This window comes from Micromonospora maritima, assembly GCF_902825405.1.
GTDB lineage: Bacteria > Actinomycetota > Actinomycetes > Mycobacteriales > Micromonosporaceae > Micromonospora > Micromonospora maritima.
On record NZ_CADEAU010000006.1, the window covers coordinates 11,997 to 36,328 of the forward strand.

Sequence of the window (24,332 nt, forward strand, 5' to 3'; positions counted from 1 at the left end):
TCACTCCTCGCCGAAGTCCCCGCCGTCGTCGCCCTCGAAGGCGTCCTCGAGCATCTCGCCGGCGACCAGACCGCCGGCCATACCGAGCGCGGCGCCCGCCATCATGCCGCCCATGCCGGAGCCCCGGCGACCGTGGTGCCCCGGGTAGCCGTGATGGCCGTGCGGCGCGCCGAAGCCCTGGGCGCGCAGGCCGCCGTAGCGGGACGTGGTCTCGCGCAGCCAGCCGTCGACCACCTGGGTCCAGTCGGTGCGCGCGGCGTCGCTGTGCGGGATCGAGTACCGGCCGAAGGCGTCGTGGCCGGCGCTGAGGAAGCCGCCGCGCTTGTCGCACTCCAGGATCACCTCGACGCCCTGCTGGCTGGTCACGAACGTCAGCTCGACCTCGTTCACCGTCTGCGCGTACTGCGGCGCGGCGAAGAACTCGATCTCCTGGTAGAACGGCAGCGTCTGCGGGACCCCGTAGAGGTGACCGCGCTCCAGGTCGGCGTGCTTGAACCGGAAGCCCAGCGCCTGGAAGGCGTCGAGGATCCGCTCGTGGATCGGCAGCGGGTGCACCGACACCTGGTCCAGGTCGGACTTGTCCACCGCCCGGGCCACCGCCAGCTCGGTGCGCAGGCCCATGGTCATGCCGCGCAGCCGCTGCCCGTAGACGTCGGTGACCGGGGTCTCCCACGGCACCGGCATCTGGAACGGGATGGCGAGCTGCTGCTTCGGGGCCAGCTCGAACGCACCGCTGACCGGCATCCGGTGGAACTCCATGATGCCGGCGTACTCGGTGTCGCCGCCCTCGATCTCGACCCGGGTGACCAGGCCGACGGTGATCTGCTCGATCCGCGCCGGAGCGTCGCCGCCGACCAGGTTGACGTGCCCGTCAAGGGCCAGACCGGGCCGGGTGTTCGGGTTGGCCAGCACGGTGTCGACGCTCGGGCCACCCACGCCGAACGCGCTCAGCATCTTCTTGAAGACCATCGCCACTCCGCTTCCGCCGTAGGCGCGCTCCACCCTGGAGCACGCGGGCCGTGCAGGGCACCCTAAATGGGACGGCTGAGAAGTGCCTGAAAGCGGACGGCACAGCGGCGCGGACGCTCAGTCGGTGGGGACCACGATCAGTTCGCCCACCTGTTCGCCGAGCTGGCGGCGTGCCTCGACCGGGAGGCCGCCGTCGGTGACGAGCACGTCCGCCTGCTCCAGCGGGGCGATGGTGGCGATGCCGATGGTCTCCCACTTCGTGTGGTCGGCGAGCACGACCAGGCGGCGGGCGGCGCCGATCAGGCGGCGGTTCACCGCCGCCTCCAGCAGGTTGGGCGTGGTGAAGCCGGTGCGCTGGCTCATCCCGTGCACGCCGAGGAAGAGCAGGTCGACGTTGAGCGCGGCGATCGCCGCCTCGGCGACCGGGCCGGTCAGCGCGTCCGAGGGGGTACGGATGCCGCCGGTCAGCACGACGGTCTGGTCGGCGCGGGGGTTCTGGTAGAGCGCGTCGGCGACCGGGATCGAGTTGGTGACCACGGTCAGCCCGCGTACCTCGGCGAGCCGGGCCGCCAGCGCGGCCGTGGTGGTGCCGGCGGAGAGCGCCACGGCCATGCCCGGCTCGACCAGCCCGGCGGCCCGCTCCACGATGGCCTGCTTCTCGACCCGCTGCCGGGCCGACTTGGCCGCGAAGCCGGGCTCCTCGGTCGAGCCGGGGCCGGCCAGCGTGGCCCCGCCGTGCACCTTGTCGACCAGGCCGCGATCGGCCAGCACCTCCAGGTCCCGCCGGATGGTCATGTCGGACACGCCGAACCGGCTGACCAGGTGGCTGACCCGCACGCCGCCGCGCTGGCGGATCAGCTCCAGGATGGCGCTCTGCCGTTGCTGGGCCAGCATCAGACCTCCACCTCGCGGACCACCGCCACCTCCCCCGCCGGCACCACCAGTTCGCCGTCGCACCGCTCGCCGGTGAGCAGCTCGACGCCGGTGACCGGCAGGCGGGCCGCGTCGTCGGTGTGGTTGAGCACGAACAGCCAGCTCCGGTCGGTCGAGCGCCGGCGGACCACCTCCACCCCGGCCGGCGCGGTCACCGGCGGGCGCACGCCGGCCTCGGCCGTCAGCCGGGCCACCAGGCGGTCGGTGGCGGCCTCGTCGAGGCGGGTGCCGACGTACCAGGCGGCACCCGCGCCGACCGTGTGCCGGGTCAGCGCCGGCACACCCGGCAGCGGCCCGTCGGCGTACGCGGCGAGCACCTCGGCGCCCTCGGCGTGCAGCCACTCGGTCCACACGTCGGCGCGGGCGCCGTCGTCGAGGTGGACCGTCTCGCCGTCGCGCAGCGGGAAGAACTCCTCGGTACGCACGCCGAGCAGCTCGCGGAACGCGCCCGGGTAGCCGCCGAGCCGGATGTGGTCGTGTTCGTCGACGATGCCGCTGAAGTAGGTGACGAGCGCGGTGCCGCCCGCCTCGACGAAGCGGCGCAGCGCGTCGGCGTCGGCGTCGCGGGCCAGGTAGAGCGTCGGCACCAGGACGAGCCGGTAGCGGGACAGGTCCGCCGACGGGTGCACCACGTCGGCGGTGACCCCGGCCCGCCAGAGCGCGGCGTGCAGCGCCGACAGCCGGTCGGTGTAGGTGACGTCGACGCTCGGGTGGGAGTCGAGTTCCGCGCCCCACCAGGCCTCGTAGTCGAACAGGATCGCCACGTCGGCGTCGACCCGGCTGGCGCGTACCTCGGCCAGCGCCCGCAGGTCGGCGCCGAGGCGGCAGACCTCGCGGAACACCTTGGTGTCCGCCCCGGCGTGCGGCACCAGCGCGGAGTGGAACTTCTCCGCGCCGGCCCGGGAGGCCCGCCACTGGAAGAACAGCACGCCGTCGGCGCCGCGCGCCACGTGGGCCAGGCTGTTGCGGCGCATCTGGCCGGGCGTCTTGGCCACGTTGCGGGGTTGCCAGTTGACCGCGCTTGTGGAGTGCTCCATCAGCAGCCACGGCGCGCCGCCGGCCACGCCCCGGGTGTGGTCGGCGGCGAGCGCGAGGTTCACCTGCGGCTGGGGGTCGGCGGCGGTGAGGTAGTGGTCGTTGGCGACCACGTCCACGTCGGGGGCCCAGGAGTGGTAGTCCAGGTACTTGATGCCGGTGCCGATCATGAAGTTGGTGGTCACCGGCTGCGTGACCAGCCGGTTCAGCAGCTCCCGTTCGGCACGCAACTGGGCGCGTTGCTCGTCGGAGGAGAACCGCAGGAAGTCCAGTTGCTGGGTCGGGTTGGCGAACGTCGGCGCGGTGCGCGGCGGGTTCACCTCGGCCCAGTCGTGGTAGCGCTGGCTCCAGAAGGCGGTGCCCCACGCGGCGTTGAGCGCGTCCAGGTCGCCGTAGCGCTCGCGCAGCCAGCGCCGGAACGCCTCGGCGCTGACGTCGCAGTAGCAGTGCACGTTGTGGCAGCCCAGCTCGTTGGAGACGTGCCAGAGCACGACCGCCGGGTGCGTCGCGTAGCGCCGTGCCACCGCCTCGACCAGGGCGAGCGACCGTTCCCGGAACACCGGTGAGCTGGGGCAGTAGGCCTGCCGGCCGCCGGGCCACAGCACGGTGCCGTCGGCCCGCCGGGGCAGCGTCTCCGGGTGCCGGTGCGCCAGCCACGGCGGTGGGCTGGCGGTGGCGGTGGCCAGGTCGACCCGGATCCCGCCGGCGTGCAGCAGGTCGAGCGCGCGGTCCAGCCAGCCGAACTCGTACCGGTCCGGGGCGGGTTCGAGCAGGGCCCAGGAGAAGATGCCCACCGACACCAGGCTGACCCCGGCCTGGCGCATCAGCGCGACGTCCTCGGCCCACACCTCCTCGGGCCACTGCTCCGGGTTGTAGTCGGCGCCGTACCAGATGCCCTCGCCGTGCCAGTTCCGCATGACAGCAGAGCGTGCCCCCGGCCGGCACCCAAGTCAACACTTTCCAACATCGACAAAACTTACAACGTTTACCAGCTCTTTCCGCTGTCTCAGCCCGGTTGTCGCCGCCCGTTTGCCCTCTTGACAGCGCCGAACCAAGGGGTAGCTTCAACCGCCACCGGCTATTTCTGTTCGGACATGTGGATTCTCGGTGAATCTCGTCGCGCACCTCTTCCACGCAGGAGGCACAGTGTCCCGTCCCCGCTCGCAGGCCGAGTACCTCGCTCGGCTCGTACCCCCCTCCGTCGCCGGCCTGAACCGGCGCTCCCTGCTGGCCGGCGCGGCCGGCGCGGGCGCGCTGCTCGGCACCGGCCTGCTCGCCGGCTGCGGCGACTCCGACTCCGGTTCCGGCGGGGACGCGAAGAGCGTCTCGCTCGGCTCGAACCAGTCGGACCCGAAGCCCAAGGACGTCGTCGCCAAGGTGATGGACGGCTTCAAGACGTCCGCCGGAGTGACCGTCAACATCAACACGGTCGACCACAACACGTTCCAGGAGAACATCAACAACTACCTGCAGGGCAAACCGGACGACGTGTTCACCTGGTTCGCCGGCTACCGGATGCGGTTCTTCGCGGCCAAGGGCCTGGCCGGCGACCTCAGCGACGTGTGGGGCAAGCTCGACGGCTACTCCGACGCGTTCAAGAAGGCGTCCACCGGTGACGACGGCAAGCAGTACTTCGTGCCGGCGTCGTACTACCCGTGGGCCGTCTTCTACCGCAAGTCGGTCTGGCAGCAGCGCGGTTACCAGGTGCCCAAGACGCTCGACGACCTGAACACGCTCGGCGCGCAGATGAAGAAGGACGGCCTGAGCCCGATCGCCTTCGCCGACAAGGACGGCTGGCCGGCGATGGGCACGTTCGACATCCTCAACCTGCGGATCAACGGCTACCAGTTCCACGTCGACCTGATGGCCGGCAAGGAGGCGTGGACCTCCGACAAGGTCAAGAAGGTCTTCGACACCTGGGCCGGCCTGCTGCCCCTGCACCAGCCGGACTCGCTCGGCCGCACCTGGCAGGAGGCCGCCCAGTCGCTGCAGCAGAAGAAGAGCGGCATGTACCTGCTCGGCCTCTTCGTCGCCCAGCAGTTCAGCGGCGCCGACCTGGAGGACCTGGACTTCTTCACCTTCCCCGAGATCGACTCCACGATCGGGGCGAAGGCCCTGGACGCGCCGATCGACGGCTACATGATGGCGCGCAAGCCGAAGTCCAAGGACGCGGCGGAGAAGCTGCTGACGTACCTGGGTTCGAAGGACGCCGCGAACATCACGGTGAAGAACGACCCCAGCACGCTCGTCGCCAACAGCGGCGCGGACACCGCCGGCTACACCGCCCTGCAGAAGAAGGCCGCCGAACTGGTCGGCTCCGCCACCGAGATCGCCCAGTTCCTCGACCGGGACACCCGGCCGGACTTCGCCTCCACCGTGATCATCCCGGCTCTCCAGCAGTTCATCAAGAACCCGAAGGACATCGGCGGGCTGCTCACCAGCATCGAGAACCAGAAGAAGTCGATCTTCACCAGCTGACGGCGGAAGGGGGAGGACATCATGTCCGACCTGCCCCTGATCCAAGCGGATCGCGCCGTGCCGCCGCCGGCCGCGACCACCACGAACGGTGGTCGCGGTCGCCGGCTACGGCTCCTGTCCCGCACCGACCGCGTGGTGATCACGCTGATGGTGCTCGTGCCCCTGTTGCTCGTCACCGGCCTGGTCTGGCTGCCCGCGGTGGCGACGGTGCTGCTCTCCGGCACGAACTGGGACGGCATCGGCCCGATCGGCGAGATCGAGTGGGTCGGGGCCAAGAACTACGACGACGTGGTGAACATCTACCCGCCGTTCGTCCCCGCCGTGCAGAACAACCTGCTCTGGCTGGCCGCGCTGTTCGTGGTCGCCACCCCGTTCGGCATGTTCCTCGCCGTGCTGCTGGACAAGGAGCTGCGGGGCAGCCGGTTCTACCAGACCGCGCTCTACCTGCCGGTGGTGCTGTCGCTGGCGCTCATCGGCTTCGTCTGGCAGCTCATCTACAGCCGCGACCAGGGCCTGCTCAACGGCGTGTTCGGCGGCGACACCGACTGGTACGGCGACCCGAACGTCAACATCTGGGCGGTGCTGGTGGCCGCCGGGTGGCGGCACGTCGGCTACATCATGCTGCTCTACCTGGCCGGCCTGAAGGGCGTCGACCCGTCGCTGCGCGAGGCCGCCGCGGTGGACGGCTCCTCGGAGACCAGCACGTTCTTCCGGGTCGTGTTCCCGGTGATGCGCCCGATCAACATCATCGTGTTGGTGGTGACCGTGATCGAGTCGCTGCGCGCGTTCGACCTGGTCTGGGTCATCAACAAGGGCCGCAACGGGTTGGAGCTGATCTCCGCGCTGGTCACCCAGAACGTGGTCGGCGAGGCGAGCCGGATCGGCTTCGGCTCGGCGCTGGCGACGATCATGCTGATGGTCTCGCTGGTCTTCATCACCCTCTACCTCTGGACCGTGATGCGGGAGGACAAGCGATGACCGCCGCCGTCTCCACCGGGCGCCGCCGGCCGCTGCGGCCGGCCCGGGTGGTCCTGCACCTCTTCCTGGGTACGGTCGCGGTCGGCTGGTTGTTCCCGATCCTCTGGGCGGTGCTGACGTCGTTCCGCTCCTACGAGTACACCGCCACCAACGGCTACGTCTCGCTCGGCGGCTGGACGATCGACAACTACGTCACCGCGTGGCGTACCGCCGAGTTCGGCAAGCACTTCCTCAACTCGGTCTACATCACGGTCCCGGCCGTGCTGCTCACGCTCTTCCTCGCCTCGTGCGTGGCGTTCGTGATCGCCCGGTTCAGCTGGAAGCTCAACATCGCGCTGCTCGGCCTGTTCACCGCCGCGAACCTGCTGCCGCAGCAGGCCCTGCTCATCCCGCTGTTCCGGATGTTCACCGAGATCCCGCTGCCGGCCTGGATGAGCGACTCGGAGCTGCTCTACGACAGCTACTGGGGCCTGATCCTGGTCAACGTCGCGTTCCAGTGCGGCTTCTGCGTGTTCGTGCTGAGCAACTACATGAAGGCCCTGCCGCACGAGCTGTACGAGGCCGCGATGGTCGACGGGGCGAGCGTGTGGCGGCAGTACTGGCAGGTGACCATGCCGCTGTGCCGGCCGGCCCTGGCGGCGCTGGCCACGCTGGAGGTGACCTGGATCTACAACGAGTTCTTCTGGGCCACCGTGCTCATGCGCACCGGGGACAAGTTCCCGGTGACCAGCTCGCTGAACAACCTGCGCGGCGAGTTCTTCACCGACAACAACCTGGTCTCGGCCGGTTCGGTGCTGGTCGCGATCCCCACCCTGGTGATCTTCTTCCTGCTCCAGAGGCAGTTCGTCCGGGGCCTGACGCTGGGAGCCTCCAAGGGATGACGATCGTCCACCTGCGCCGCGCGCGGACCAGCCTGGTGCTCGACGCGCGCGGCCCGGGGCTGCCCCGGGTCGTGCACTGGGGTGCCGACCTCGGGCCGCTGCCTGTCGAGGACCTGCCCGCGCTGGTCGACGCCACCGTGCCGCCGGTGGTGCCGAGCAGCTTCGACGCGCCCACGGTGCTGTCGCTGCTGCCCGAGGCGAGCGCCGGCTGGAGCGGGCGGCCCGGTCTCGCCGGTCACCGCGACGGCCGGGACTGGTCCACCGCGTTCCGCCTGGTCGACCTCGACGTGCACGACGAACCCGCGGCGCCCTCGCCCGACGATGCCGCCGCGAGCGGGCCCGACCTGTTAGGAGGGGCCCCTTTACCTGCACCAGGCGTTAACAAGGGGCCCTTCCTTTCCTCCGGGCGGGTGACGGTGCGGGCGGCGGACCCGGACGCCGGGTTGAGCCTGACCGTCGAGATCACGCTCGACCCGGCGGGGGTGCTGACCCTGCGGCAGCGGCTGCGCAACGACGGCGACGGCGGCTACGAGCTGCGCGAGCTGACGCCGGTGCTGCCGGTGCCGGCGGTCGCCACCGAGCTGCTCGACCTGACCGGCCGCTGGTGCCGGGAACGCGCGCCGCAGCGGCACCCGTGGCCGATGGGCGCCTGGGTGCGCGAGGGACGGCACGGGCGCACCGGGCACGACGCCACGCTGCTGCTGGTCGCCGGCGCCCCCGGCTTCGGCTTCGGGCACGGCGAGGTGTGGGCGGTGCACACCGCGTGGAGCGGCGACCACGTCACCGTGGCCGAGCGTCGCCCGACCGGTGAGGCCACGCTCGGCGGAGGCGAGCTGCTGGCGCCCGGTGAGGTCGTGCTCCGACCGGGCGACGAGTACGCCACTCCCCTGCTCTACGCGGTGTGGTCGGCCGACGGGCTGGACGGGCTCAGCGACGCGCTGCACACGCACCTGCGGGCCCGCCCGTCGCATCCGCGCACGCCGCGACCGGTGACGCTGAACGTGTGGGAGGCGGTCTACTTCGACCACGACCTGGACCGGCTGCGGGCGCTCGCCGACGCGGCCGCCGAGGTGGGGGTGGAACGGTTCGTGCTGGACGACGGCTGGTTCCGCGGCCGGCGCCACGACCGGGCCGGGCTCGGGGACTGGTGGGTCGACGGCGAGGTCTGGCCGGACGGGTTGCAGCCGCTGATCGACCACGTACGCGGACGCGGCATGCAGTTCGGGCTCTGGGTCGAGCCGGAGATGGTCAATCCCGACTCCGACCTGTTCCGCGCCCACCCGGACTGGGTGCTCCAGGCGCCGGGCCGGTTGCCGGCGGAGTGGCGGCACCAGCAGGTGCTCGACCTGGTCGACCCGGACGCGTACGCGTACCTGCTCGACCGGCTCGACGCGGTGTTGAGCGGGCACGACGGGATCGCGTACCTGAAGTGGGACCACAACCGGGACCTGACCGAGGCCGGGCACGCCGGGCGGCCCGCCGTGCACGCGCAGACCCGCGCCGTCTACCGGCTGCTGGACGAGCTGCGCGCCCGGCACCAGGGCGTCGAGATCGAGAGCTGCTCCTCCGGCGGCGCGCGGGTCGACCTGGAGATCCTGCGCCGCACCGACCGGGTCTGGGCCAGCGACTGCAACGACGCGCTGGAACGGCTGTCCATCCAGCGCTGGACCGGCCTGCTGCTGCCGCCGGAGCTGGTCGGCACGCACATCGGGCCGGAGCGCTCGCACACCACGCACCGGGTGCACGACCTCGGGTTCCGGGCGGTCACCGCGTTCTTCGGCCACCACGGCATCGAGTGGGACATCACCGCGATCGACGCGACCACCCGCGCCGAACTCACCGCCTGGGTGGCGCTGCACAAGCGGCTGCGTCCGCTGCTGCACGGCGGCCGGGTGGTCCGGGTCGACCATCCCGACCCGGCCGTGCAGGCCCACGGCGTGGTCGCCCACGACCGCTCCGCGGCGGTGTACGCGGTCAGCCGGCTGGCCACCTCGGCGGCACAGGTGCCGGGCGTGGTGCGCCTGCCGGGGCTGGACCCGGACCGGCGCTACCGGGTGCGGCCGCCGGCCGGGGTGCCGGAGCCGGCCGTGCTGGAGCTGGTCCCGCCACCCTGGCTGGCGTCCGGTGCCGGGGTGACGCTGAGCGGGTCGGTGCTCGCCTCGGTCGGTCTGCAACTGCCCGCCCTGCACCCGGAGCAGGCGCTGCTGCTGGAGGCCGTCGCCGCCTGAGCGTCAGTCCTCCGCGGCGTCGAACGCCTTGCGGGCGTTCTCGATCTGCGGCAGGTGTGCGTCGGCCCACTTGAGGAGCGTGTCGACGGGACCGCGCAGCGCCTTGCCCAGCGGGGTGATCCGGTACTCCACCGCGACCGGGCGGGTCGCCACGACGCGGCGTTCGACGATGCCGTTGCGTTCGAGTCGCCGCAGCGTCGCGGCCAGCGACTTCTGGGTCACGGCCGGGATCGCGCGGCGCAGCTCGTTGAAGCGGCACGGCCGCTCGCACAGCTCGTTGAGGATGCTCAGGGACCACTTGTCCAACACCTGGTCGAGCAGGTCGCGGTGAGGCGCGTCGATTCGCAGCTCACCGGCCCGGGGGGCGGTGGTATCGCGCATGAAACCAGGTCTCCTTGAAGTGTCCTCCGTCAACTAGGTATCAATGGTAAACCTCAGCACGTCCACCAGAGGAGACCTGATGCCTGTCATCCGTTTCAGCCCCGACGGCCTTCAGCCGCACACGCCCTACGACCACGTGGCGGTGTCCACCGGGTCGCGCCACATCCACGTCAGCGGACAGATCGCCCGACGCGGCGACGGCACGCCCGTCGCACCGGACGACCTGAGCGGACAGGTCGCGCAGGTGCTGCGCAACACCGCCGTCGCCCTCGCCGGCGCCGACGCCTCCTTCGACGACGTGGTCCGGCTGACCTTCTACGTCACCGGGTGGAAGCCCGAGCGGATCGGGCCGTTCATGGCCGGGATCGAGTCGGTCGCCGAGGAACTGGGTCTGCCCCGTCCGCTGCCGCCGGCCTCGCTGATCGGCGTGGAGCACCTCTTCGAGCCCGACGTGCTCGTCGAGCTGGAGGCGACCGCGATCACGGGGTGACCGGACTTTCCCCGAACTTCCTCGCCGACGGATGTCGAGAACCGGGGTGGCAGCTTCTACCGGAGGGTGGAAGCACCGACAATCGGTGCTCGGGCGTGAGGAGCGAATCGTGAAGTACATGTTGCTGATGCAGTTCAGCGCCGCCGGGGCCGAGTTCCCGTCCGTGGACACCTGGACCCCGGAGGAGTTCCGGGCGCACATCGACTTCATGGGCGAGGTCAACGCCAAGCTCGTGGCCGACGGCGAGTTCGTGCAGGGCGAGGGGCTGGGCGGGCCGCAGCAGGCCCGGATCGTCCGGGCCGGGGCGAACGGCGCGCCGGTGGTCACCGAGGGACCGTTCGCGGAGACCAAGGAGTTCCTGGCCGGCTTCTGGATCGTCGACTGCGAGACCCCGCAGCGGGCGGCCGAGATCGCCGCGTTCATCTCCACCGCGCCCGGCCCGGGCGGACGGCCGCTGAACATGCCGATCGAGGTGCACCCGGTGATGTCCGGCCCGCCGCAGGAGGTGTGACGCTCACCGACCACGCCGTCGAGGACCTGCTGCGCGAACTGGCGCCGCAGGTCCTCGGCGTGCTCGCCCGCCGGTTCGGTGACTTCGCCACCGCCGAGGACGCGGTGCAGGAGGCGTTGCTGGCGGCGACCCGGCAATGGCCCGCCGAAGGGCTGCCGGAGCATCCACGTGGCTGGCTCACCCAGGTGGCGTACCGGCGGATGATCGAGCTGGTGCGGGCCGAGACGGCGCGGCGCGAGCGGGAGGAACGCGCGGCCCGGCGCTCCGGCGAGGACCGGCGGACCGCCCCGGCCGCCGACGAGCCGCTGACCGGCGAGCGGGACGACACGCTGGTGCTGCTCTTCCTCTGCTGCCACCCGACGCTGAGCACCCCGTCGGCGATCGCGCTGACCCTGCGCGCGGTGGGCGGGTTGAGCACCGCCGAGATCGCGCGCGCGTTCCTCGTCCCCGAGGCCACCATGGCGCAGCGGATCAGCCGGGCCAAGCAGCGCATCCGCGACTCCGGGCTGCCCTTCCGGATGCCCGAGCCGGCCGACCGGCAGGCCCGGCTCGCCGCCGTGCTGCACGTGCTCTACCTGATCTTCACCGAGGGACACACCGCCAGCCTCGGCGACGACCTGCGCCGGGTCGACCTCTCCGAGGAGGCGGTCCGGCTGGCCCGGGAGATGCACCGGCTGCTGCCCGACGACAGCGAGGTGGCCGGGCTGCTCGCCCTGATGCTGCTCACCGACGCGCGCGCCGCCGCCCGCACCGGCCCGTCCGGTGAGCTGATCCCGCTGGCCGAGCAGGACCGCTCCCGCTGGGACGCCGCCGCGATCGCGGAGGGGACGGCGCTGGTCACCGCCGCGATGGCTCGCGGGCCGGTCGGGCCGTACCAGCTCCAGGCCGCGGTCGCCGCGCTGCACGACGAGGCGCCGAGCGCGGCGGACACCGACTGGCCGCAGATCCTCGCGCTCTACGGGGTGCTGGAACGACTCACCGGCAGCCCGGTGGTGGCGCTCAACCGCGCCGTCGCCACCGCCATGGTGCACGGCCCGACGGCCGGACTGGACGCGCTCACCGGCCTGGCCGGTGATTCCCGGCTGGCCGGCTCGCACCGGCTCGACGCGGCCCGCGCCCACCTGTACGAGATGGCCGGCGACCGCGAGGCCGCGGTGACCCACTACCGCGCCGCCGCCGCGCGGACCACCAGCCGTCCCGAGCAGGAGTACCTCCGGATGCGCGCCGCCCACCTGGCCACGCCACCCCCTCGACGCTGACCCGGGAGTTCGCGTCGGACTCCTCGGTCGTCAGGCGGTGGGGCGGGGGGTGGCGGCGTCGCGCAGGGCCAGGGCCACGGTGGCGAACAGGGCCGCGCCGCAGCCGACGCCCGAGACCAGGCCGACCGCGGCGGCGCTGCCGCCGAGCGCGTGGACCAGGAAGCCGGCGACCCCGAGCGCGGTCATCACGGCGCCGAGCCAGTGGTAACGCGGCATCCGCCAGACCGCGGCCAGGCCGAAGAAGTGCACGCCCACCACCACCGCGACCCAGGCGACCGCCACCTCGGGCCGGTCCAGCACGTTGTTGATCACGGACAGGCCGCCGAAGAGGGCGACCGCCTCCAGGGCCACCACGAGCCAGTAGCGGCGGTCCATGAAGCCGGCCGCCTCCTGCGCCGGGGCGGGCGTCTCCCGGCGGGCCACCCGGAACACGCCGACCAGGAGCAGCGCGGCCACCAGCAGACCGGCCACCCGCACCACGAGCGGCCACGGCGCGGCCAGGCCACCGCTGTTGACCAGGACGAAGACGGTCCCGAACGAGACGGCCACCAGCGAGCCGACCACGAGCCCCGACGGTCGTCCCCTGGTCCCCGGCGCAGTCATGGCGTCCCCTCCCGACGGTCGCGCCGTCCGGTCGGTCGGCGCGCGGCAGATCGTACGGCAGGTCTCCGCCCCCACGTCCGGCCACCAGATGCGAGGTAGTCGCCTTCTGGTTCAGGAGGACGACGCCGGATTGTCTCTCGGGAAAGCGAGCACGCGAATCGGCTAGGAGAGCCGGCGGCGCGAGAACTGGACGCTCCATTGGGCCGATCGCACGGCGCTTGCTGGACTGAAAGCTGTGCTCATCAGCCAGCCCGGCGGATTCGAGAGCAACGGTCCGGCTGCATCGATGATCCATCCATCCAGACCCAGCTCATTGAAGGCAGCTAGACCTACATGCTCCATCACCCGCTCCCCGGCACCGCTCTGAAAGACACACACCGGGCCGACTGCGGTACCAACGAACTGCGGATACAGGGTGAAAAGGCTGCCGTACTCCCATTTCTCCATCTGGGCAGTCTCATCGTCGTCGCGGCCATCCCGAGGGCAGTGTCGGGTGACCGACAGGAACGGGAGGCGCTGACTTGAGACGCAGCGTGCACAATGGCAGGACCTTGGTGCCAGAGCACAAGCCGAGCGACTTAGCTTTTTCTACCCGGCGTTCGCTTCACCCGCAGCTGATTCGCAGAGACCATAGCTACGGAGATACAAGGTGGACAGCGACGAGCAGGACCGGACGGCAGGCGGGCCAGTCACGCCTCGCCACAAGGACGACCCGAAATCGTCTCCGGACAGTGGGCAGCAGGCCGCTGCACACGTGGGCCCGCCCCGACAACCGCCTCCGCCCGGCTTCGTGACCATGACCGCTACCGGGGCTGGCTCGGCGCGGGTGGTGCAGGCGGCCGGCGACGCCTACGTGACCTTCGGCAAGGATCGCAGCGAAGCGCAGACGCTGACGGCCATGCCCGCACGGACGGCAGCGGCGGCACTGCTGGCGATGGAAGAGACAGAGGCAGCTGCGGTCGTTGCGGAGATGGATCTCTCCGCTGCCGTCCGACGCCTCGTTCTGATGCCGACGAGCCGGGCAGGTCGCTTGCTGGCCATGATGGATGAGCGACTCGCCGCGGAACGACTCACCCACATGCCAACCGACGTGGCCGCGTCGGTGCTCGCCGACATACCACCTGGTGTTGCGTGCGGTCTTGTCACCGAGATTCCGCCTTCTCACCTCGCGGCACTCCTCATCGAGATGCCGACGCGGCCGGCGGCCGAACTCATACGTGCAATTGACGAAGTCAACGGGGCTGCGCTGCTTTCGGCGATGCTGATGCCACGGGCGGTGGAGTTGCTGCGTGCCATGCCGGCGGAGACCGGCGCCGCTGTGCTGACCGGCCTTCCGCTGCGCCAGACAACCCTCATTCTGCAGTCAGCCAATGATCTTCGGGAACTGCAGAATGTGATCTCGGGACTTTCCGACGAGATGCTCGCCGCCATCCTCGATGGGACGACCGCTGCCTACGCATCAGCAATCTCCGCGGTTGTTCCGGAGGGGCGCCTCCGATCATTACTCCTGAGGTTGACCGAGCGGCGCCGGGCGGACATCGTCGAGCGCTTTTCCACTGATCAGGCACTATCTCTCCTCCCAGCAGCTGAACTGGTCGCTCTGGCCGCGCTGCTGCCGGCAGTGCAAGCTGCGGAGATCGCGGTGAGGCTTCCCGAAGGCTGCGCAGTCGCGATAGCCACCGCGCTTCCAGGTGATGCGGCCGCCTCCGTCTTGGCACAGCTCCCGTCGGCGAGAGCCATCGAGGTGCTTGCGGCGATGTCCGATGAGTCGGCGGTGCTCACTGTTCCCCAGCTTCCCGTCTCTCTGGTCTGCGAGGTGCTCGGTGAGCTACCGGCTGAGGTCGCCGGCCGCGCGCTGGGGCACATGCCCATAGCCAAGGCCGCCCGCGTACTGTCGCGACTCACGCTCGAACTCGCGGCGGTAGTCGCTGAGGAGATGCCCGCTCGTGAGGCGGCGGCAGCACTCGAGGCGATGCAGCCCTATGGACGGTCCAGCGAGGTGATGCGCAGGATGTCCGGCGAGAGCCGCCGTCGCGTACGGAGCTACGCGCGCTCGATCCGTTGACCGACCTGGTCTGTCACTCTGCCCGGAGGTCACGCAGTGGAGGCTGAACTGGTGGCGTTGGCGTCCACCGCAGGCACGACGGTGGTTAGCCTGCTGGTCACCGACAGTTGGACGACGGCACGAGACGCCATGGTCGCGTTGTGGAAGCGAGTTCATCCGCAGCGGTCCGGCTTCGTCGCGGACGAGCTCGGGGAGGCCCGTGCCGCACTCTTGACGGCCCTCCGGAGCGGTGACGCGACCGTACAGAAGGATCTGGTCGGCGAGTGGCAGGGGAAGGTCCGGAGGTTGCTCGCTACGGACCCAGATGCTTCCGAGGAGCTCCGTCGCCTGCTCCGCGAGGATCTGTTGCCGGCGCTTCCGCCAGCGCAGACGAAGACGATCAACTTGCACGCGCATGCGTCGGGCACGTCTCAGGTCAATCAGGCGGGTGGCAACCTGCACGTCCACAACCGCGGCCGGGGATACCAGTGACTCGTCGGCGACCAGAAGTTCCGGATCAGGCCAGACGAGGACCTCGCCCCTGAGTGAGTGAGCTCCGTGGCCGCTCGGCGACGTCTTCTCTTGCCTGGCATCCGTCATTCCCGGCAATGACCGAAGTGGCCGGGCCCGTGCGGGCCCGGCCACCGGCGTACGGGGTCGGTCAGCTCGCGGCGCAGGTCACCGCGGGCACGGCGTTGGTGCCGTTCCAGCTGGCGATGAAGCCGAAGCTGGTGCTGGCGCCGGCGCCCAGCCGGCCGTTGTAGTCCACGTTACGGGCGGTGTACGCCGCCCCGCTGTTGCTGACCGTGGCGCTCCACGACTGGCTGACGGCCTGGCCGTTGGCGAACGTCCACTTCGTGGTCCAGCCGGTGATCGCGGCGGAACCGGCGGTCACCTTGACCTCGCCCTGGAAGCCGCCCTGCCACGAGTTGACGATCGTGTACGTGGCGGTGCAGCCACCGGCCGGCGGAGGCGTGGTGGTCGGCGGCGTGGTCGGGCTCGGGCTGGTGGTCGGGCTGGTGGTCGGGCTGGGGCTCGTCGTCGGGCTCGGGCTGGTGGTCGGGCTCGGCGTGCTGCCGGCGAAGACGGAGGCCTCGCGGGCGGTCGCGGCGATGCCGTTGGCCCCGTTGAAGATCCGCTGGCCCCAGCTGGTGAGCTGGGCCGGGTTGAAACCGGTGGTCATGTCGAGGTACTCGACGCCGCCGCCGTTGCCGCTCCACGACCAGCCCAGGTAGCCGATGCCGTTGGCCTGACTGTAGGACATGATCGCGTCCTCGTCGGGGTTGCCGTCGGAGTGGTTGAACCCGAACTCACCCACCACGATGGGCAGCCCGGCGGAGCGGAACCGGCCCAGGTAGTCGCTGACCTCCGCGGCGGTGTCGAAGACGCCGTACATGTGGATGGAGAAGACGGTGTTGCGCTGCGGGTCGGCGTTGAACACGGTGCCGGCGTTGTCGCGCATGGTGAACGACCAGTCCTGGCCCCAGTTCGGCCCGTCCACCATGATCGTGTGGGTGAGGCCACCGGCCCGCAGCCGCTTGATCGCGTTCGAGGTGTCGGTGGTCCAGGCGCCGTAGCCCTGGTTGCCGAACGGCTCGTTGCCGATGTTGACGATGACGTACTTCTCCTGGCCCTTGAGCACGTCGGCGATGCTCAGCCAGTAGTCGGTGGCCTTGGCCAGCGTGGTGGCGGCGCCGTCCTCGCCGTAGCCGGTGGTGTCGTGCACCTCCAGCACGCAGATCAGCCGGTTGGCCTTGCACAGCGAGATCACGTTGGCCACGTCGGCGGCGCTGTTCCTGGTCCAGCGGTCGCCGCTGCCCAGCACCACCCGGACCGTGTTGGCGCCGAGCGCCTTGATGTTCGCGAACGAACTGGTCTGCTGCGGGTACCAGGTGTGCGCGTGGTTGACCCCACGCATGACGAACTCGGTGCCGTTGGCGTCGTAGAGCCGCCCGTTCGAGACGGAGAAACCGGCGGCGGCGTGCGCCGGCTGCCCGAAGGCGAAGACGGCGGCGAGGGCCGTCAGCAGGGCGGCGCCCGCGACGGAGAGCAACTTCTTCATGGCTGTCCTCAGGGGAAGGTGTCACCCCGTGCCCGAGCGGGGGTGCGGTGATGGTGACGAAGCGGTGGCGGCTGAGCCCGACAGCCGCGCCCGTGACTCCCGGCGGACGCCGGCATCAGCGTAGGCCGATGGGGCGCGGAAGGCAACCGGTTAAGTCCTGCGGCGGCCCGCGCAGTCACGGGCCGCCGCAGGGGCGGTCATCCCCACCACAGGATGGTGCGCCACCCCGGCCTGAACCGGTTAAGCCGGACTGTAGGCAGCATCCGACCGGACGTCAAGACGGGCGGCCCGGGAAGCGGACAGCCGGGTTGATCCGCCTCCGGCGGGGTATCGGAAGACGATCCACCCGGAAGGAGATGCGCCATGGTGAACGTCGGCTACACCCTGATGTGCGAGCAGGCCGGCCCGAAGGAACTGGTGGACCACGCCGTGCGCGCCGAGGCCGCCGGTTTCGACCACCTGGTCATGTCCGACCACTACTACCCCTGGCTGGAGTCGCAGGGCCACTCGCCGTACGCCTGGTCGGTGCTCGGCGCGGTCGCGCACGCCACCAGCCGGCCCGAGCTGCTGTCGTTCGTCACCTGCCCGATCCGGCGCTACCACCCGGCGGTGGTGGCGCAGAAGGCCAGCACCATCGGGGTGCTCTCGGACGGCCGGTTCACGCTCGGCCTCGGTGCCGGGGAGAACCTCAACGAGCACGTGGTGGGCGGATGGCCGCACGTGCAGCAGCGGCACGAGATGTTCGAGGAGGCGCTCCAGATCATCCGGCCGCTGCTCAACGGCGAGACGTTGACGTTCTCCGGCAACCACTTCGACGTGCCCGACGCGTACGTGTGGGACCGGCCGGAGCACCCGGTGCCGATGGCGGTGGCCGCGTCCGGTCGGCAGTCGGCCACGTTGGCCGCCGAGTACGCGGACGCCATGATCGCCACCGACCCGCTGTCGCACCTGGTCGAGATGTACGAGGAGGCCGGTGGCGCGGGTCGTCCCCGCTACGGGCAGGTGGCCATCTGCTACGGCCCGGACGAGGCCGAGTGCCGCAAGATCGTGCACGACCAGTTCCGCTGGTTCGGCATGGGCTGGAAGGTCAACGCCGACCTGCCCGACCCGGACGCGTTCGACGCGGCCACCCAGTTCGTCCGCGAGGAGGACGTGGCCGAGGGCATCACCTGCGGCCCGGACGTCGACCGGCACGTCGAGGCGTTCAAGAAGTTCGTCGACGCCGGGTTCACCCACGTGGCGCTGGTCCAGGTCGGCGGCGACAGCCAGCCGATGTTCCTCGACTGGGCGCAGGAGCAGCTGCTGCCCCGACTGCGCGAGCTGTGACCCGCCCGGGCGTTGCCGCGGTGCGCGCGGCAACGCCCCGACCTGCCCGGAGGAGCTGACGTCATGCGTATCGGAAACACCGAGATCAGGCCCGCCGGCGGCGGGTTCGGCTGTCTTCTGATGATCCTCTTCTCGATCGTCGCCTCGGTGGTGCTCACCGTGCTGCTCAACCTGGTCCTGTAGAACCGCCCTCACCGACCGGCCGGCGGCAACACAATGAGGTCGTGAACCTGCTGACCGTGCTGCCGCTGGCCCTGGTGATGGTGGCCGGTCCGCAGCTGATCAGCGCGGTCTTCCTGGCCGCCAGCCGCGATCCGCGACGCAGCTCGGTGGCCTACCTGGCCGGCGCCGCGCTGGGCGTGCTGGTCCCGCTGACCGTCTGGTACGGCGTGTTCCGGTTGGTGCGGCACAGCGCCGGCAACGGGACCAGGGACAGCGGCAGCCGGCACCTGATCGACTGGATCGTGCTGGTGCTGCTGCTGGTCCTGATGGTGATCACGTTCCTCAGGCGCGGGCGCAACCAGCCGCCGGGCTGGATGCGCCGGCTGGAGGACCCCCGGCCCGCGTTCGCCTTCGGGCTCGGCCTGCTGCTCTTCATCGCCATGCCCAGCGACGAGGTCACCATGGCCTCGGTCGCGGGCAGCCTGGCCGGGCACGACAAGCCCTGGTGGCACCTGCTGCCGTTCCTGGTGCTGACCGTACTGCTGCTGGCGCTGCCGCTGCTCGCGCTGGTGCTGCTCGGCAGCCGCGCCGAACGGCTGCTTCCCCAGGTGCGCGACTGGTCCAACGCGCACTCCTGGATCATCAACGAGCTGGTCATCCTGATCTTCGTGGCGATCGTCGGGTCCGACCTGCTCTAGGCGGCGTCGAGGTCCAGCTCGGCCAGCACCGGGTAGTGGTCGGAGGCGTCGTCGGCGTCCCCGCCGCGCACCACCCGCACCGCGTACGCGCGCTCGGCCAGCGCCGGTGTGGCGAGCAGGTAGTCCAGCCGCATGCCGGCGAACTCCGCGCCGCCGTGCCGCGTCGGCACGGTCAACCCGCCCGGCTCGTCACCGCCGGAGCGCGGCCAGAGGTCGACCAGACCACCGTCGAGCAGCCGGGCCACCGCCCGGGTGTCGACCGTCCGGCCGTCCCGGCGCAGGTGCCGCCGCCGGTACGGGGCGGCGAGCCCGGCCAGGCGCGCGTCGTGGTCCACCGCCGGTTCCAGCGTGTTCAGGTCGCCGGCGACCAGGGCCAGCCCTCCCCCGGTCCGCCGCACCGCCGCCGCCAGCCAGTCCGCCTCCATCCGCCGCCGACCACCGGAGTACGGGTCGAGATGGGTGCTGAACACGGTGAGCGGTCCCGCCCCGGTGGCCACCTGGACGCGGGCCGCGGCGTGGTGGAACGGGCGGCGTACCCGACCCGAGCGCAGCACCCGCAGCGGCGGCCGGACCAGCACCGCCACCGGCTGGCCGAAGCAGGACCGGGCCAGGTACGGCACCAGGCCCATCCGCTCCGCCAGCCCGGGCAGCGTCCGGTCCAGGCCGCGCAGTTCCTGGAGCGCCAACACGTCCGGGCGCTGCGCGGCGACGACCGAGACGATCCGGTCCCGGCGGTCGGTGCCGTCACGGTCCCGACCGCCGGTACGGATGTTCCAGGTCATCATCCGCAGCATCGGGTCAGTCCGGCCGGCCGGCCTTGGCCAGCTCGTCGTCCAGCTCGTCCACCTGCTCGGACTCGATCGCCGGCCGGTTGCCCTCGTACACGTCGGCGTTCGGCCGGACCACCCAGTAGAGCAGCGACAGCCAGAGCGTGCCGAGCAGGATCGCGCCCATGAAGTCGGTCGGGTGGTGCATCCCCCGGTACATCCGGGAGGTGGCCACCCCGACCGGCATGATCACGGCCATCGCCACGAACAGCCACCGCCACCACCTGTCGGTGCGCGGGAACACGATGATCGCCATGGCGACCCAGAGACAGATGGTCGCCGCGATGTGCCCGGACGGGAAGGACGAGGTGGGCATCTGCCCGTCCAGGTTCTCCACCGGCGGACGCGGCCGCTCGACCACCCGCGCGGTGGCCAGGAAGAGGCTCAGCTCGCCGAACATCGCCAGCACCACGAAGAGCACCGGGCGCCAGCGCCGCCACACGGCCAGCACGATCGGGCAGAACACCAGCGAGACCAGCAGGATGGCGTGGGTGTCACCGAACTTGCTCCACCACCAGCTCAGCTCGGTGAGCGCGTCGGTGTGCCGGGCGGCGAACCAGCGCGGCACGTCGGTGTCGAGGGTGGCGAAGAACGTGCCCTTGGCGTGGTAGCTGACGTACATGCCGAACGCGTAGAGCGCGCCGAAGACGAGCACCCAGCCGACCAGCAGCTCGGCCACCGCCGAACGGGGGTGCTCCAGCACCTTCTCCTCGGCCGGGGCGGGCGTGATCTCCTCACCGGCCTCGGGCTCCAGGCCCTCGGTCAGTGGTGGCACCGGCCGGCCGCGCTCGCGCCGCCAGAGCCGGAACGCGTACGCGGTGACGCCCAGCCAGGCCGCGCCGAGCAGCCAGCCGCCGAGCACGTCCGAGACGAAGTGCACGCCCAACGCGATCCGGGTCAGCCCGACCAGGAACACCAGCACGGCGGCGATGGCGATCGCCGGCTTGCGCCAGCGCGGCGACATGGCCGGCAGGAACACCAGCAGCAGCGCGCCGTAGGCGACGAACGAGCCCAGCGCGTGACCGCTGGGGAAGCTGTTGCCGGGAGCGCTCGCCACCGGCACGTCCACCACCGGACGCAGCCGCCCCACCAGCGCCTTGAGCGACGGGTCGAGGACCAGCCCGCCCACCCCGGTGACGATCAGGTAGACCGCCAGCCGGGACTGGCGGCGGATCAGCAGGCCCACCACGGCGATGGTGATCAGCCAGATGAGCACCGGCCGGCCGCCCAGATCGGTGATCGCCTGGAGCACCGTGACCAGCGGGTGGTGCGGCGCCACGAGGTTGTTGAACCACTCGGCCGCCTCGTGGTCGGCGTCCTGGAGCGGGCTCCAGCGGAACCGGACGAGCATGAGCAGCACACCGAATGCGACTCCCGCGCCGGCCACCGCGAGCAGGCCGACCAGGCTCCGCTCGGCGAAGTGGCCGAGCGGCCGGCGCCCGGTTTCCTTGACCGCGGTCACACCGCACCTCCCTTTTCTTCTGCGAGGCGCGCTGTACCCGATCCGCGTGTCTCGTACACGCCGTGCCGGCGCGGCGTCAGAGAGCGGTCATCTCGCCGGTGTCGAGCAGCTCCTCACGCTGCGCCTCCGGCTCCCACAGGTCCGGCTGGGCCGGCTCCTCGACCCCGATCCGCATCGCCTCCAGCTGGGCGGCGAAGGCCAGCCCGCCGAAGAGCGCCATCCCGGTGAGGTTGGCCCAGAGCAGCAGCGCCATCATGCCGGTCAGCGCGCCGTAGGTCTGGCCGAATCCGCCGCTGTACTTCACGTACGCGGCGAGTAGCAGGCTGGCCAGCCACCACAGCGCGATGGCGATGCCGGCACCGAAGAGCAGCCAGGACAGGCCGGGCTGCTTGCGCCGGGGCGCGTGCCGGAACAGCACCGCCACGGCGAGCACGGTCAGGCCCAGGCTCAGCGGCCAGCGGATCACGTCCCACGCGGCGGTGGCGAAGTCGCCCCACTCGTAGTGCCGGCGCACCGAGTCGCCCAGCGCTCCACCGCCGACCAGGATCAGGAAGCCGAACAGCGCGGGTACGCCGGCGACCAGCGCGAGCACCGTCGCCCGCACGTACTTCCACAGCGCCGGGCGGTCCCGTTCGACGCCGTAGATCCGGTTCGCGCCACGCTCGATCTGCGCCATCGTCGTGGTCAGCGCGACCAGGCCGGTGAGCAGGCCGAGGGTCAGCGCCAGCTCGCCGGCGTCCTCGGTGCGGTCGGTGTCGGCCAGCAGCTCCTGCACCATCGACTCGCTCTGGCCGGGCGTGATCGCCAGCACGGTGTCGGCGACGACCTTGCCGCCCTCGTCCGCGCCCAGGTCGGTGATCAGGCCGGTGAGCGCGATCAGGAACGGCACCACGGCCAGGCAGAGCTGCAGGCCCAGGGCACGGGAGTGGCTGAAGCCGTCGCCGTAGCGGAACCGGATGAAGGCGTCGCGCAGCAGGCACCAGCCGCCGTGCCGGCGCAGCGTGCGCCAGGCGTCGTCGGCCGACAGCTCGTCGGAGGTCATCAACCGGGTCTCGGGGACCAGCTTGGTGCTACTCACGGCGCGCCTCCTCGATCAGCTGCTCACCGCGCTCCGCCGCCGCGTCGGCGTCCACCGCCAGGTCGGGGTCGTCCTCCGGGCGCGGTACGCAGAGCCAGAGCGACTCGGGCCGGATGGTGGCCGTCAGCGACCGGCCCGGCTCGATCAGGTCGCCGTCGAGCTGCCGCGGCTGCGGGCGGTTGCTGGCGATCTCGACGGTGCGCGCCCGGAACACCTCCATCCGGGGCACGCTGCCCCGCCGGCGCACCACCGCCCAGCCCATGGCGAGCCAGTGGCCGAGCGTGCGCGGGGTCAGCACCGCCACGTCGAGCCAGCCGTCGTCCGGCTCGGCGTCGGTGAGCAGGCGCACGCCGCCCTGGAGGCGGCCGACGTTGGCGACCAGGACCGAGCGGGCCCGGCGGCGCAGCGGGGGCCGGCCGTCGATGCGCACGGAGACCCGCATCGGCCGGTCCCGCAGGTGTCGGGCGGCGCCGACCAGGTAGGCCGGCCAGCCGATGCGCTTCTTGGTGGTCTCGGAGGTGGAGTCGAGCATCTGGGCGTCGAAGCCCATCCCGGCCATCACCGCGAAGCACTTGTCGCCGACGACGCCGACGTCGAGGCGGCGCATCCCGCGCTCGACCGCCACCTCCAGCCCGGCGGCCAGGTCGTTGGAGAGGCCGAGGTTGGCGGCGAGCAGGTTGCCGGTGCCCTGGGGCAGCACGGCCAGCGCCACGTCGGTGCCGGCCAGCGCGGTCACGCAGGCCATCACGGTGCCGTCGCCGCCGCAGGCGAAGACGACCTCCGCACCGGCCTTGACCGCCTCCTCCGCCTGGCCCCGACCCGGGTCCTCGACCGTGGTCTCGTACCAGGTCGGCGCCGGCCAGCCGGCAGCGTCGAGCGCGCCGTCCACGGTCTGCCGGAACTCGTCCAGGTCGGCCACCTTCACCGGGTTGACCACCACGGCCGAGCGCGGGGTGCGGTTCTCCGCGGTCACCGGGCGCTTGTCGTCTGCACCGTCCACGGCGCCAGTGTGCAGGACGCGGGGCGCGGCGGCGACCCGGCGGGGGCGGACGTTGCGAGGACCGCAAACAGGTTTGGGATCCGGCCCGGCCTCAGGCCGCCCCGCGCAGCGCCGCCTCGACCCGCCGCCGCAGGTCGTCGAGGTCGACCCCGGCCTCGGTCAGCACCGACGCGGCCAGTCCGTTGCCCTCCCGGAGCAGGCCGAGCAGGATGTGCTCGGTGCCGATGTGCCGGTGGCGCAGCCGGAGCGCCTCGCGCAACGACAGCTCCAGCACCTTCTTCGCCCGGGGCGAGAACGTGCCGAGGTGGGGCCGGCGACGCCACCAGCGACGCGGGCGCGGTGCCGCCTCGCGCAGCGCGTCGGGGCCGAAGGACTCCTCGATCCGGGCCACGATCGCGGCGAGGTCGATGCCGATCTCGCGCAGCGCGGCCGCGTCCGCCGCGCCGAGCCCGTCGACGCCCTGCGCGGTGTGGCGGGCCACCGCCGCGCGCAGGTCGTCGGCGGTGACTCCGCCGGCCGCGAGCAGCCGGACCGCCAGGTTGTCGCCGTCGGCCAGCACTCCGAGGAGCAGGTGCTCGGTGCCGACGGGGCGCCGGCCCTCGGTCCGGGCCTCCTCGACCGCGTGGTGCACGACCGCGCGGGCCCGGTCGGTGAATCGTTCGAACATCACGCCTCCCAGCTTCCGGGCACCGCCGGTCGACCGGCGTGCTTCTTGTGGACCGCCTGCCGGCTGACCTCGAGGGCGTCGGCGATCTCCTGCCACGACCAGCCCTGTCGCCGGGCGTTGTCGACCTGGACCACCTCGAGCCGTTCGAGCAGCCGGCGCAGGGCGAGAACCGCCCGCAGACCGACCTTGGGATCGGTGCTGCCGGCTGCCGCCGCGAGTTCCGTCGCCCGACTCATGCTGTCAATGTAGGTTGACAATCG

24 protein-coding genes are annotated in these 24,332 nt (G+C 71.5%); 11 read left to right on the forward strand and 13 right to left on the reverse strand.

Going from position 1 to position 24,332, the window contains the following annotated elements; all coding sequences use genetic code 11:
- The 3 genes from HUW36_RS01945 to HUW36_RS01955 form a co-directional block, all read right to left on the reverse strand.
- Positions 1 to 969 (reverse strand): sporulation protein, encoded by a 969-nt coding sequence (locus HUW36_RS01945; RefSeq protein WP_174526471.1) that lies wholly within the window; start codon positions 967 to 969, stop codon positions 1 to 3.
- 117 nt (positions 970 to 1,086) lie between these two features.
- Positions 1,087 to 1,863 (reverse strand): DeoR/GlpR family DNA-binding transcription regulator, encoded by a 777-nt coding sequence (locus HUW36_RS01950; RefSeq protein WP_174526472.1) that lies wholly within the window; start codon positions 1,861 to 1,863, stop codon positions 1,087 to 1,089.
- Positions 1,863 to 3,854 (reverse strand): beta-galactosidase, encoded by a 1,992-nt coding sequence (locus HUW36_RS01955; protein ID WP_174526473.1) that lies wholly within the window; start codon positions 3,852 to 3,854, stop codon positions 1,863 to 1,865. Before HUW36_RS01955 ends, HUW36_RS01950 begins: the two co-directional genes overlap by 1 nt.
- A gap of 229 nt (positions 3,855 to 4,083) precedes the next feature.
- On the opposite strand from HUW36_RS01955, the gene HUW36_RS01960 reads away from it, so the two are divergent.
- From HUW36_RS01960 to HUW36_RS01975, 4 genes are read left to right on the forward strand one after another with little or no spacing between them, the layout of a single operon-like run.
- Positions 4,084 to 5,415: an ABC transporter substrate-binding protein gene (locus tag HUW36_RS01960; RefSeq protein ID WP_174526474.1), complete on the forward strand. Its 1,332-nt coding sequence runs from the start codon at positions 4,084 to 4,086 to the stop codon at positions 5,413 to 5,415.
- Positions 5,416 to 5,436: 21 nt separating this feature from the next.
- Complete coding sequence (locus HUW36_RS01965) at positions 5,437 to 6,393, forward strand: carbohydrate ABC transporter permease (RefSeq protein WP_174526475.1); 957 nt, start codon at positions 5,437 to 5,439, stop codon at positions 6,391 to 6,393.
- Complete coding sequence (locus tag HUW36_RS01970) at positions 6,390 to 7,274, forward strand: carbohydrate ABC transporter permease (RefSeq protein WP_174526476.1); 885 nt, start codon at positions 6,390 to 6,392, stop codon at positions 7,272 to 7,274. The genes HUW36_RS01965 and HUW36_RS01970 overlap by 4 nt, the downstream gene beginning before the upstream one ends.
- The gene (locus HUW36_RS01975; protein WP_174526477.1) at positions 7,271 to 9,502 is read left to right on the forward strand and encodes an alpha-galactosidase; all 2,232 of its coding nucleotides are present in this window, start codon (positions 7,271 to 7,273) and stop codon (positions 9,500 to 9,502) included. Before HUW36_RS01970 ends, HUW36_RS01975 begins: the two co-directional genes overlap by 4 nt.
- 3 nt (positions 9,503 to 9,505) lie before the next feature.
- Here the strand turns inward: HUW36_RS01975 and HUW36_RS01980 are convergent, their stop codons facing one another.
- Positions 9,506 to 9,883, reverse strand: a complete 378-nt coding sequence (locus HUW36_RS01980) for a winged helix-turn-helix transcriptional regulator (RefSeq protein WP_174526478.1) — start codon at positions 9,881 to 9,883, stop codon at positions 9,506 to 9,508.
- 79 nt (positions 9,884 to 9,962) lie between these two features.
- Between HUW36_RS01980 and HUW36_RS01985 the strand changes: the two genes are divergently transcribed.
- The 3 genes from HUW36_RS01985 to HUW36_RS01995 all read left to right on the forward strand — a co-directional run bounded on the left by HUW36_RS01985 (position 9,963) and on the right by HUW36_RS01995 (position 12,143).
- Entirely contained in the window at positions 9,963 to 10,373 is a 411-nt protein-coding gene (locus HUW36_RS01985; protein WP_174526479.1) for a RidA family protein, read from the forward strand.
- A gap of 118 nt (positions 10,374 to 10,491) precedes the next feature.
- Positions 10,492 to 10,884 carry a YciI family protein gene (locus tag HUW36_RS01990; RefSeq protein ID WP_246247792.1) on the forward strand — a complete coding sequence of 131 codons (393 nt, stop codon included), beginning with the start codon at positions 10,492 to 10,494 and terminating at the stop codon, positions 10,882 to 10,884.
- Positions 10,881 to 12,143 carry an RNA polymerase sigma factor gene (locus HUW36_RS01995; RefSeq protein WP_174526481.1) on the forward strand — a complete coding sequence of 421 codons (1,263 nt, stop codon included), beginning with the start codon at positions 10,881 to 10,883 and terminating at the stop codon, positions 12,141 to 12,143. The genes HUW36_RS01990 and HUW36_RS01995 overlap by 4 nt, the downstream gene beginning before the upstream one ends.
- 30 nt (positions 12,144 to 12,173) lie before the next feature.
- On the opposite strand, the gene HUW36_RS02000 is transcribed toward HUW36_RS01995, so the two are convergent.
- The gene (locus HUW36_RS02000) at positions 12,174 to 12,746 is read right to left on the reverse strand and encodes a hypothetical protein (protein WP_174526482.1); all 573 of its coding nucleotides are present in this window, start codon (positions 12,744 to 12,746) and stop codon (positions 12,174 to 12,176) included.
- Positions 12,747 to 12,908: 162 nt separating this feature from the next.
- On the reverse strand, positions 12,909 to 13,193 hold the full coding sequence (locus tag HUW36_RS02005; RefSeq protein ID WP_174526483.1) for a hypothetical protein: 285 nt from the start codon (positions 13,191 to 13,193) through the stop codon (positions 12,909 to 12,911).
- 349 nt (positions 13,194 to 13,542) lie between these two features.
- Here HUW36_RS02005 and HUW36_RS02010 point away from each other — a divergent pair, with 349 nt between their 5' ends.
- Both HUW36_RS02010 and HUW36_RS02015 read left to right on the forward strand, forming a co-directional pair.
- Positions 13,543 to 14,811 carry a magnesium transporter MgtE N-terminal domain-containing protein gene (locus HUW36_RS02010; protein WP_246247794.1) on the forward strand — a complete coding sequence of 423 codons (1,269 nt, stop codon included), beginning with the start codon at positions 13,543 to 13,545 and terminating at the stop codon, positions 14,809 to 14,811.
- Positions 14,812 to 14,847: 36 nt separating this feature from the next.
- Entirely contained in the window at positions 14,848 to 15,282 is a 435-nt protein-coding gene (locus tag HUW36_RS02015) for a hypothetical protein (protein WP_174526485.1), read from the forward strand.
- Positions 15,283 to 15,451: 169 nt separating this feature from the next.
- Here the strand turns inward: HUW36_RS02015 and HUW36_RS02020 are convergent, their stop codons facing one another.
- Positions 15,452 to 16,852, reverse strand: coding sequence for a cellulase family glycosylhydrolase (locus tag HUW36_RS02020; RefSeq protein WP_174526486.1), 1,401 nt, complete (start codon positions 16,850 to 16,852; stop codon positions 15,452 to 15,454).
- A gap of 363 nt (positions 16,853 to 17,215) precedes the next feature.
- Between HUW36_RS02020 and HUW36_RS02025 the strand changes: the two genes are divergently transcribed.
- Together HUW36_RS02025 and HUW36_RS02030 are read left to right on the forward strand one after the other, a co-directional pair.
- Complete coding sequence (locus HUW36_RS02025; RefSeq protein WP_174526487.1) at positions 17,216 to 18,178, forward strand: TIGR03557 family F420-dependent LLM class oxidoreductase; 963 nt, start codon at positions 17,216 to 17,218, stop codon at positions 18,176 to 18,178.
- Between the two features lie 224 nt (positions 18,179 to 18,402).
- Positions 18,403 to 19,038: a GAP family protein gene (locus HUW36_RS02030; protein ID WP_174526488.1), complete on the forward strand. Its 636-nt coding sequence runs from the start codon at positions 18,403 to 18,405 to the stop codon at positions 19,036 to 19,038.
- Here the strand turns inward: HUW36_RS02030 and HUW36_RS02035 are convergent.
- The 6 genes from HUW36_RS02035 to HUW36_RS02060 all read right to left on the reverse strand — a co-directional run bounded on the left by HUW36_RS02035 (position 19,035) and on the right by HUW36_RS02060 (position 24,308).
- Positions 19,035 to 19,832, reverse strand: coding sequence for an endonuclease/exonuclease/phosphatase family protein (locus HUW36_RS02035; protein ID WP_174526489.1), 798 nt, complete (start codon positions 19,830 to 19,832; stop codon positions 19,035 to 19,037). The genes HUW36_RS02030 and HUW36_RS02035 overlap by 4 nt on opposite strands.
- 4 nt (positions 19,833 to 19,836) lie before the next feature.
- Complete coding sequence (locus HUW36_RS02040; protein ID WP_174526490.1) at positions 19,837 to 21,327, reverse strand: phosphatase PAP2 family protein; 1,491 nt, start codon at positions 21,325 to 21,327, stop codon at positions 19,837 to 19,839.
- 76 nt (positions 21,328 to 21,403) lie between these two features.
- Positions 21,404 to 22,405 (reverse strand): YihY/virulence factor BrkB family protein, encoded by a 1,002-nt coding sequence (locus HUW36_RS02045; RefSeq protein ID WP_174526491.1) that lies wholly within the window; start codon positions 22,403 to 22,405, stop codon positions 21,404 to 21,406.
- Positions 22,398 to 23,405, reverse strand: a complete 1,008-nt coding sequence (locus HUW36_RS02050; protein ID WP_174526492.1) for a diacylglycerol/lipid kinase family protein — start codon at positions 23,403 to 23,405, stop codon at positions 22,398 to 22,400. Before HUW36_RS02050 ends, HUW36_RS02045 begins: the two co-directional genes overlap by 8 nt.
- Before the next feature lie 91 nt (positions 23,406 to 23,496).
- Positions 23,497 to 24,072 carry a Clp protease N-terminal domain-containing protein gene (locus HUW36_RS02055; protein WP_174526493.1) on the reverse strand — a complete coding sequence of 192 codons (576 nt, stop codon included), beginning with the start codon at positions 24,070 to 24,072 and terminating at the stop codon, positions 23,497 to 23,499.
- Positions 24,072 to 24,308 carry an HTH domain-containing protein gene (locus HUW36_RS02060; RefSeq protein ID WP_174526494.1) on the reverse strand — a complete coding sequence of 79 codons (237 nt, stop codon included), beginning with the start codon at positions 24,306 to 24,308 and terminating at the stop codon, positions 24,072 to 24,074. The genes HUW36_RS02055 and HUW36_RS02060 overlap by 1 nt, the downstream gene beginning before the upstream one ends.
- Between the last annotated feature and the right edge of the window lie 24 nt (positions 24,309 to 24,332).

Excerpts from the sequence above, each read along its gene's own strand:
- HUW36_RS01945 (WP_174526471.1), bottom strand. The coding sequence starts at position 969 with ATGGTCTTCAAGAAGATGCTGAGCGCGTTCGGCGTGGGTGGCCCGAGC.
- HUW36_RS01950 (WP_174526472.1), bottom strand. The coding sequence starts at position 1,863 with ATGCTGGCCCAGCAACGGCAGAGCGCCATCCTGGAGCTGATCCGCCAG.
- HUW36_RS01955 (WP_174526473.1), bottom strand. The coding sequence starts at position 3,854 with ATGCGGAACTGGCACGGCGAGGGCATCTGGTACGGCGCCGACTACAAC.
- HUW36_RS01965 (WP_174526475.1), top strand. The coding sequence starts at position 5,437 with ATGTCCGACCTGCCCCTGATCCAAGCGGATCGCGCCGTGCCGCCGCCG.
- HUW36_RS01970 (WP_174526476.1), top strand. The coding sequence starts at position 6,390 with ATGACCGCCGCCGTCTCCACCGGGCGCCGCCGGCCGCTGCGGCCGGCC.
- HUW36_RS01975 (WP_174526477.1), top strand. The coding sequence starts at position 7,271 with ATGACGATCGTCCACCTGCGCCGCGCGCGGACCAGCCTGGTGCTCGAC.
- HUW36_RS01980 (WP_174526478.1), bottom strand. The coding sequence starts at position 9,883 with ATGCGCGATACCACCGCCCCCCGGGCCGGTGAGCTGCGAATCGACGCG.
- HUW36_RS01985 (WP_174526479.1), top strand. The coding sequence starts at position 9,963 with ATGCCTGTCATCCGTTTCAGCCCCGACGGCCTTCAGCCGCACACGCCC.
- HUW36_RS01990 (WP_246247792.1), top strand. The coding sequence starts at position 10,492 with ATGTTGCTGATGCAGTTCAGCGCCGCCGGGGCCGAGTTCCCGTCCGTG.
- HUW36_RS02000 (WP_174526482.1), bottom strand. The coding sequence starts at position 12,746 with ATGACTGCGCCGGGGACCAGGGGACGACCGTCGGGGCTCGTGGTCGGC.
- HUW36_RS02005 (WP_174526483.1), bottom strand. The coding sequence starts at position 13,193 with ATGGAGAAATGGGAGTACGGCAGCCTTTTCACCCTGTATCCGCAGTTC.
- HUW36_RS02010 (WP_246247794.1), top strand. The coding sequence starts at position 13,543 with ATGACCGCTACCGGGGCTGGCTCGGCGCGGGTGGTGCAGGCGGCCGGC.
- HUW36_RS02020 (WP_174526486.1), bottom strand. The coding sequence starts at position 16,852 with ATGAAGAAGTTGCTCTCCGTCGCGGGCGCCGCCCTGCTGACGGCCCTC.
- HUW36_RS02025 (WP_174526487.1), top strand. The coding sequence starts at position 17,216 with ATGGTGAACGTCGGCTACACCCTGATGTGCGAGCAGGCCGGCCCGAAG.
- HUW36_RS02035 (WP_174526489.1), bottom strand. The coding sequence starts at position 19,832 with ATGCTGCGGATGATGACCTGGAACATCCGTACCGGCGGTCGGGACCGT.
- HUW36_RS02055 (WP_174526493.1), bottom strand. The coding sequence starts at position 24,072 with ATGTTCGAACGATTCACCGACCGGGCCCGCGCGGTCGTGCACCACGCG.
- HUW36_RS02060 (WP_174526494.1), bottom strand. The coding sequence starts at position 24,308 with ATGAGTCGGGCGACGGAACTCGCGGCGGCAGCCGGCAGCACCGATCCC.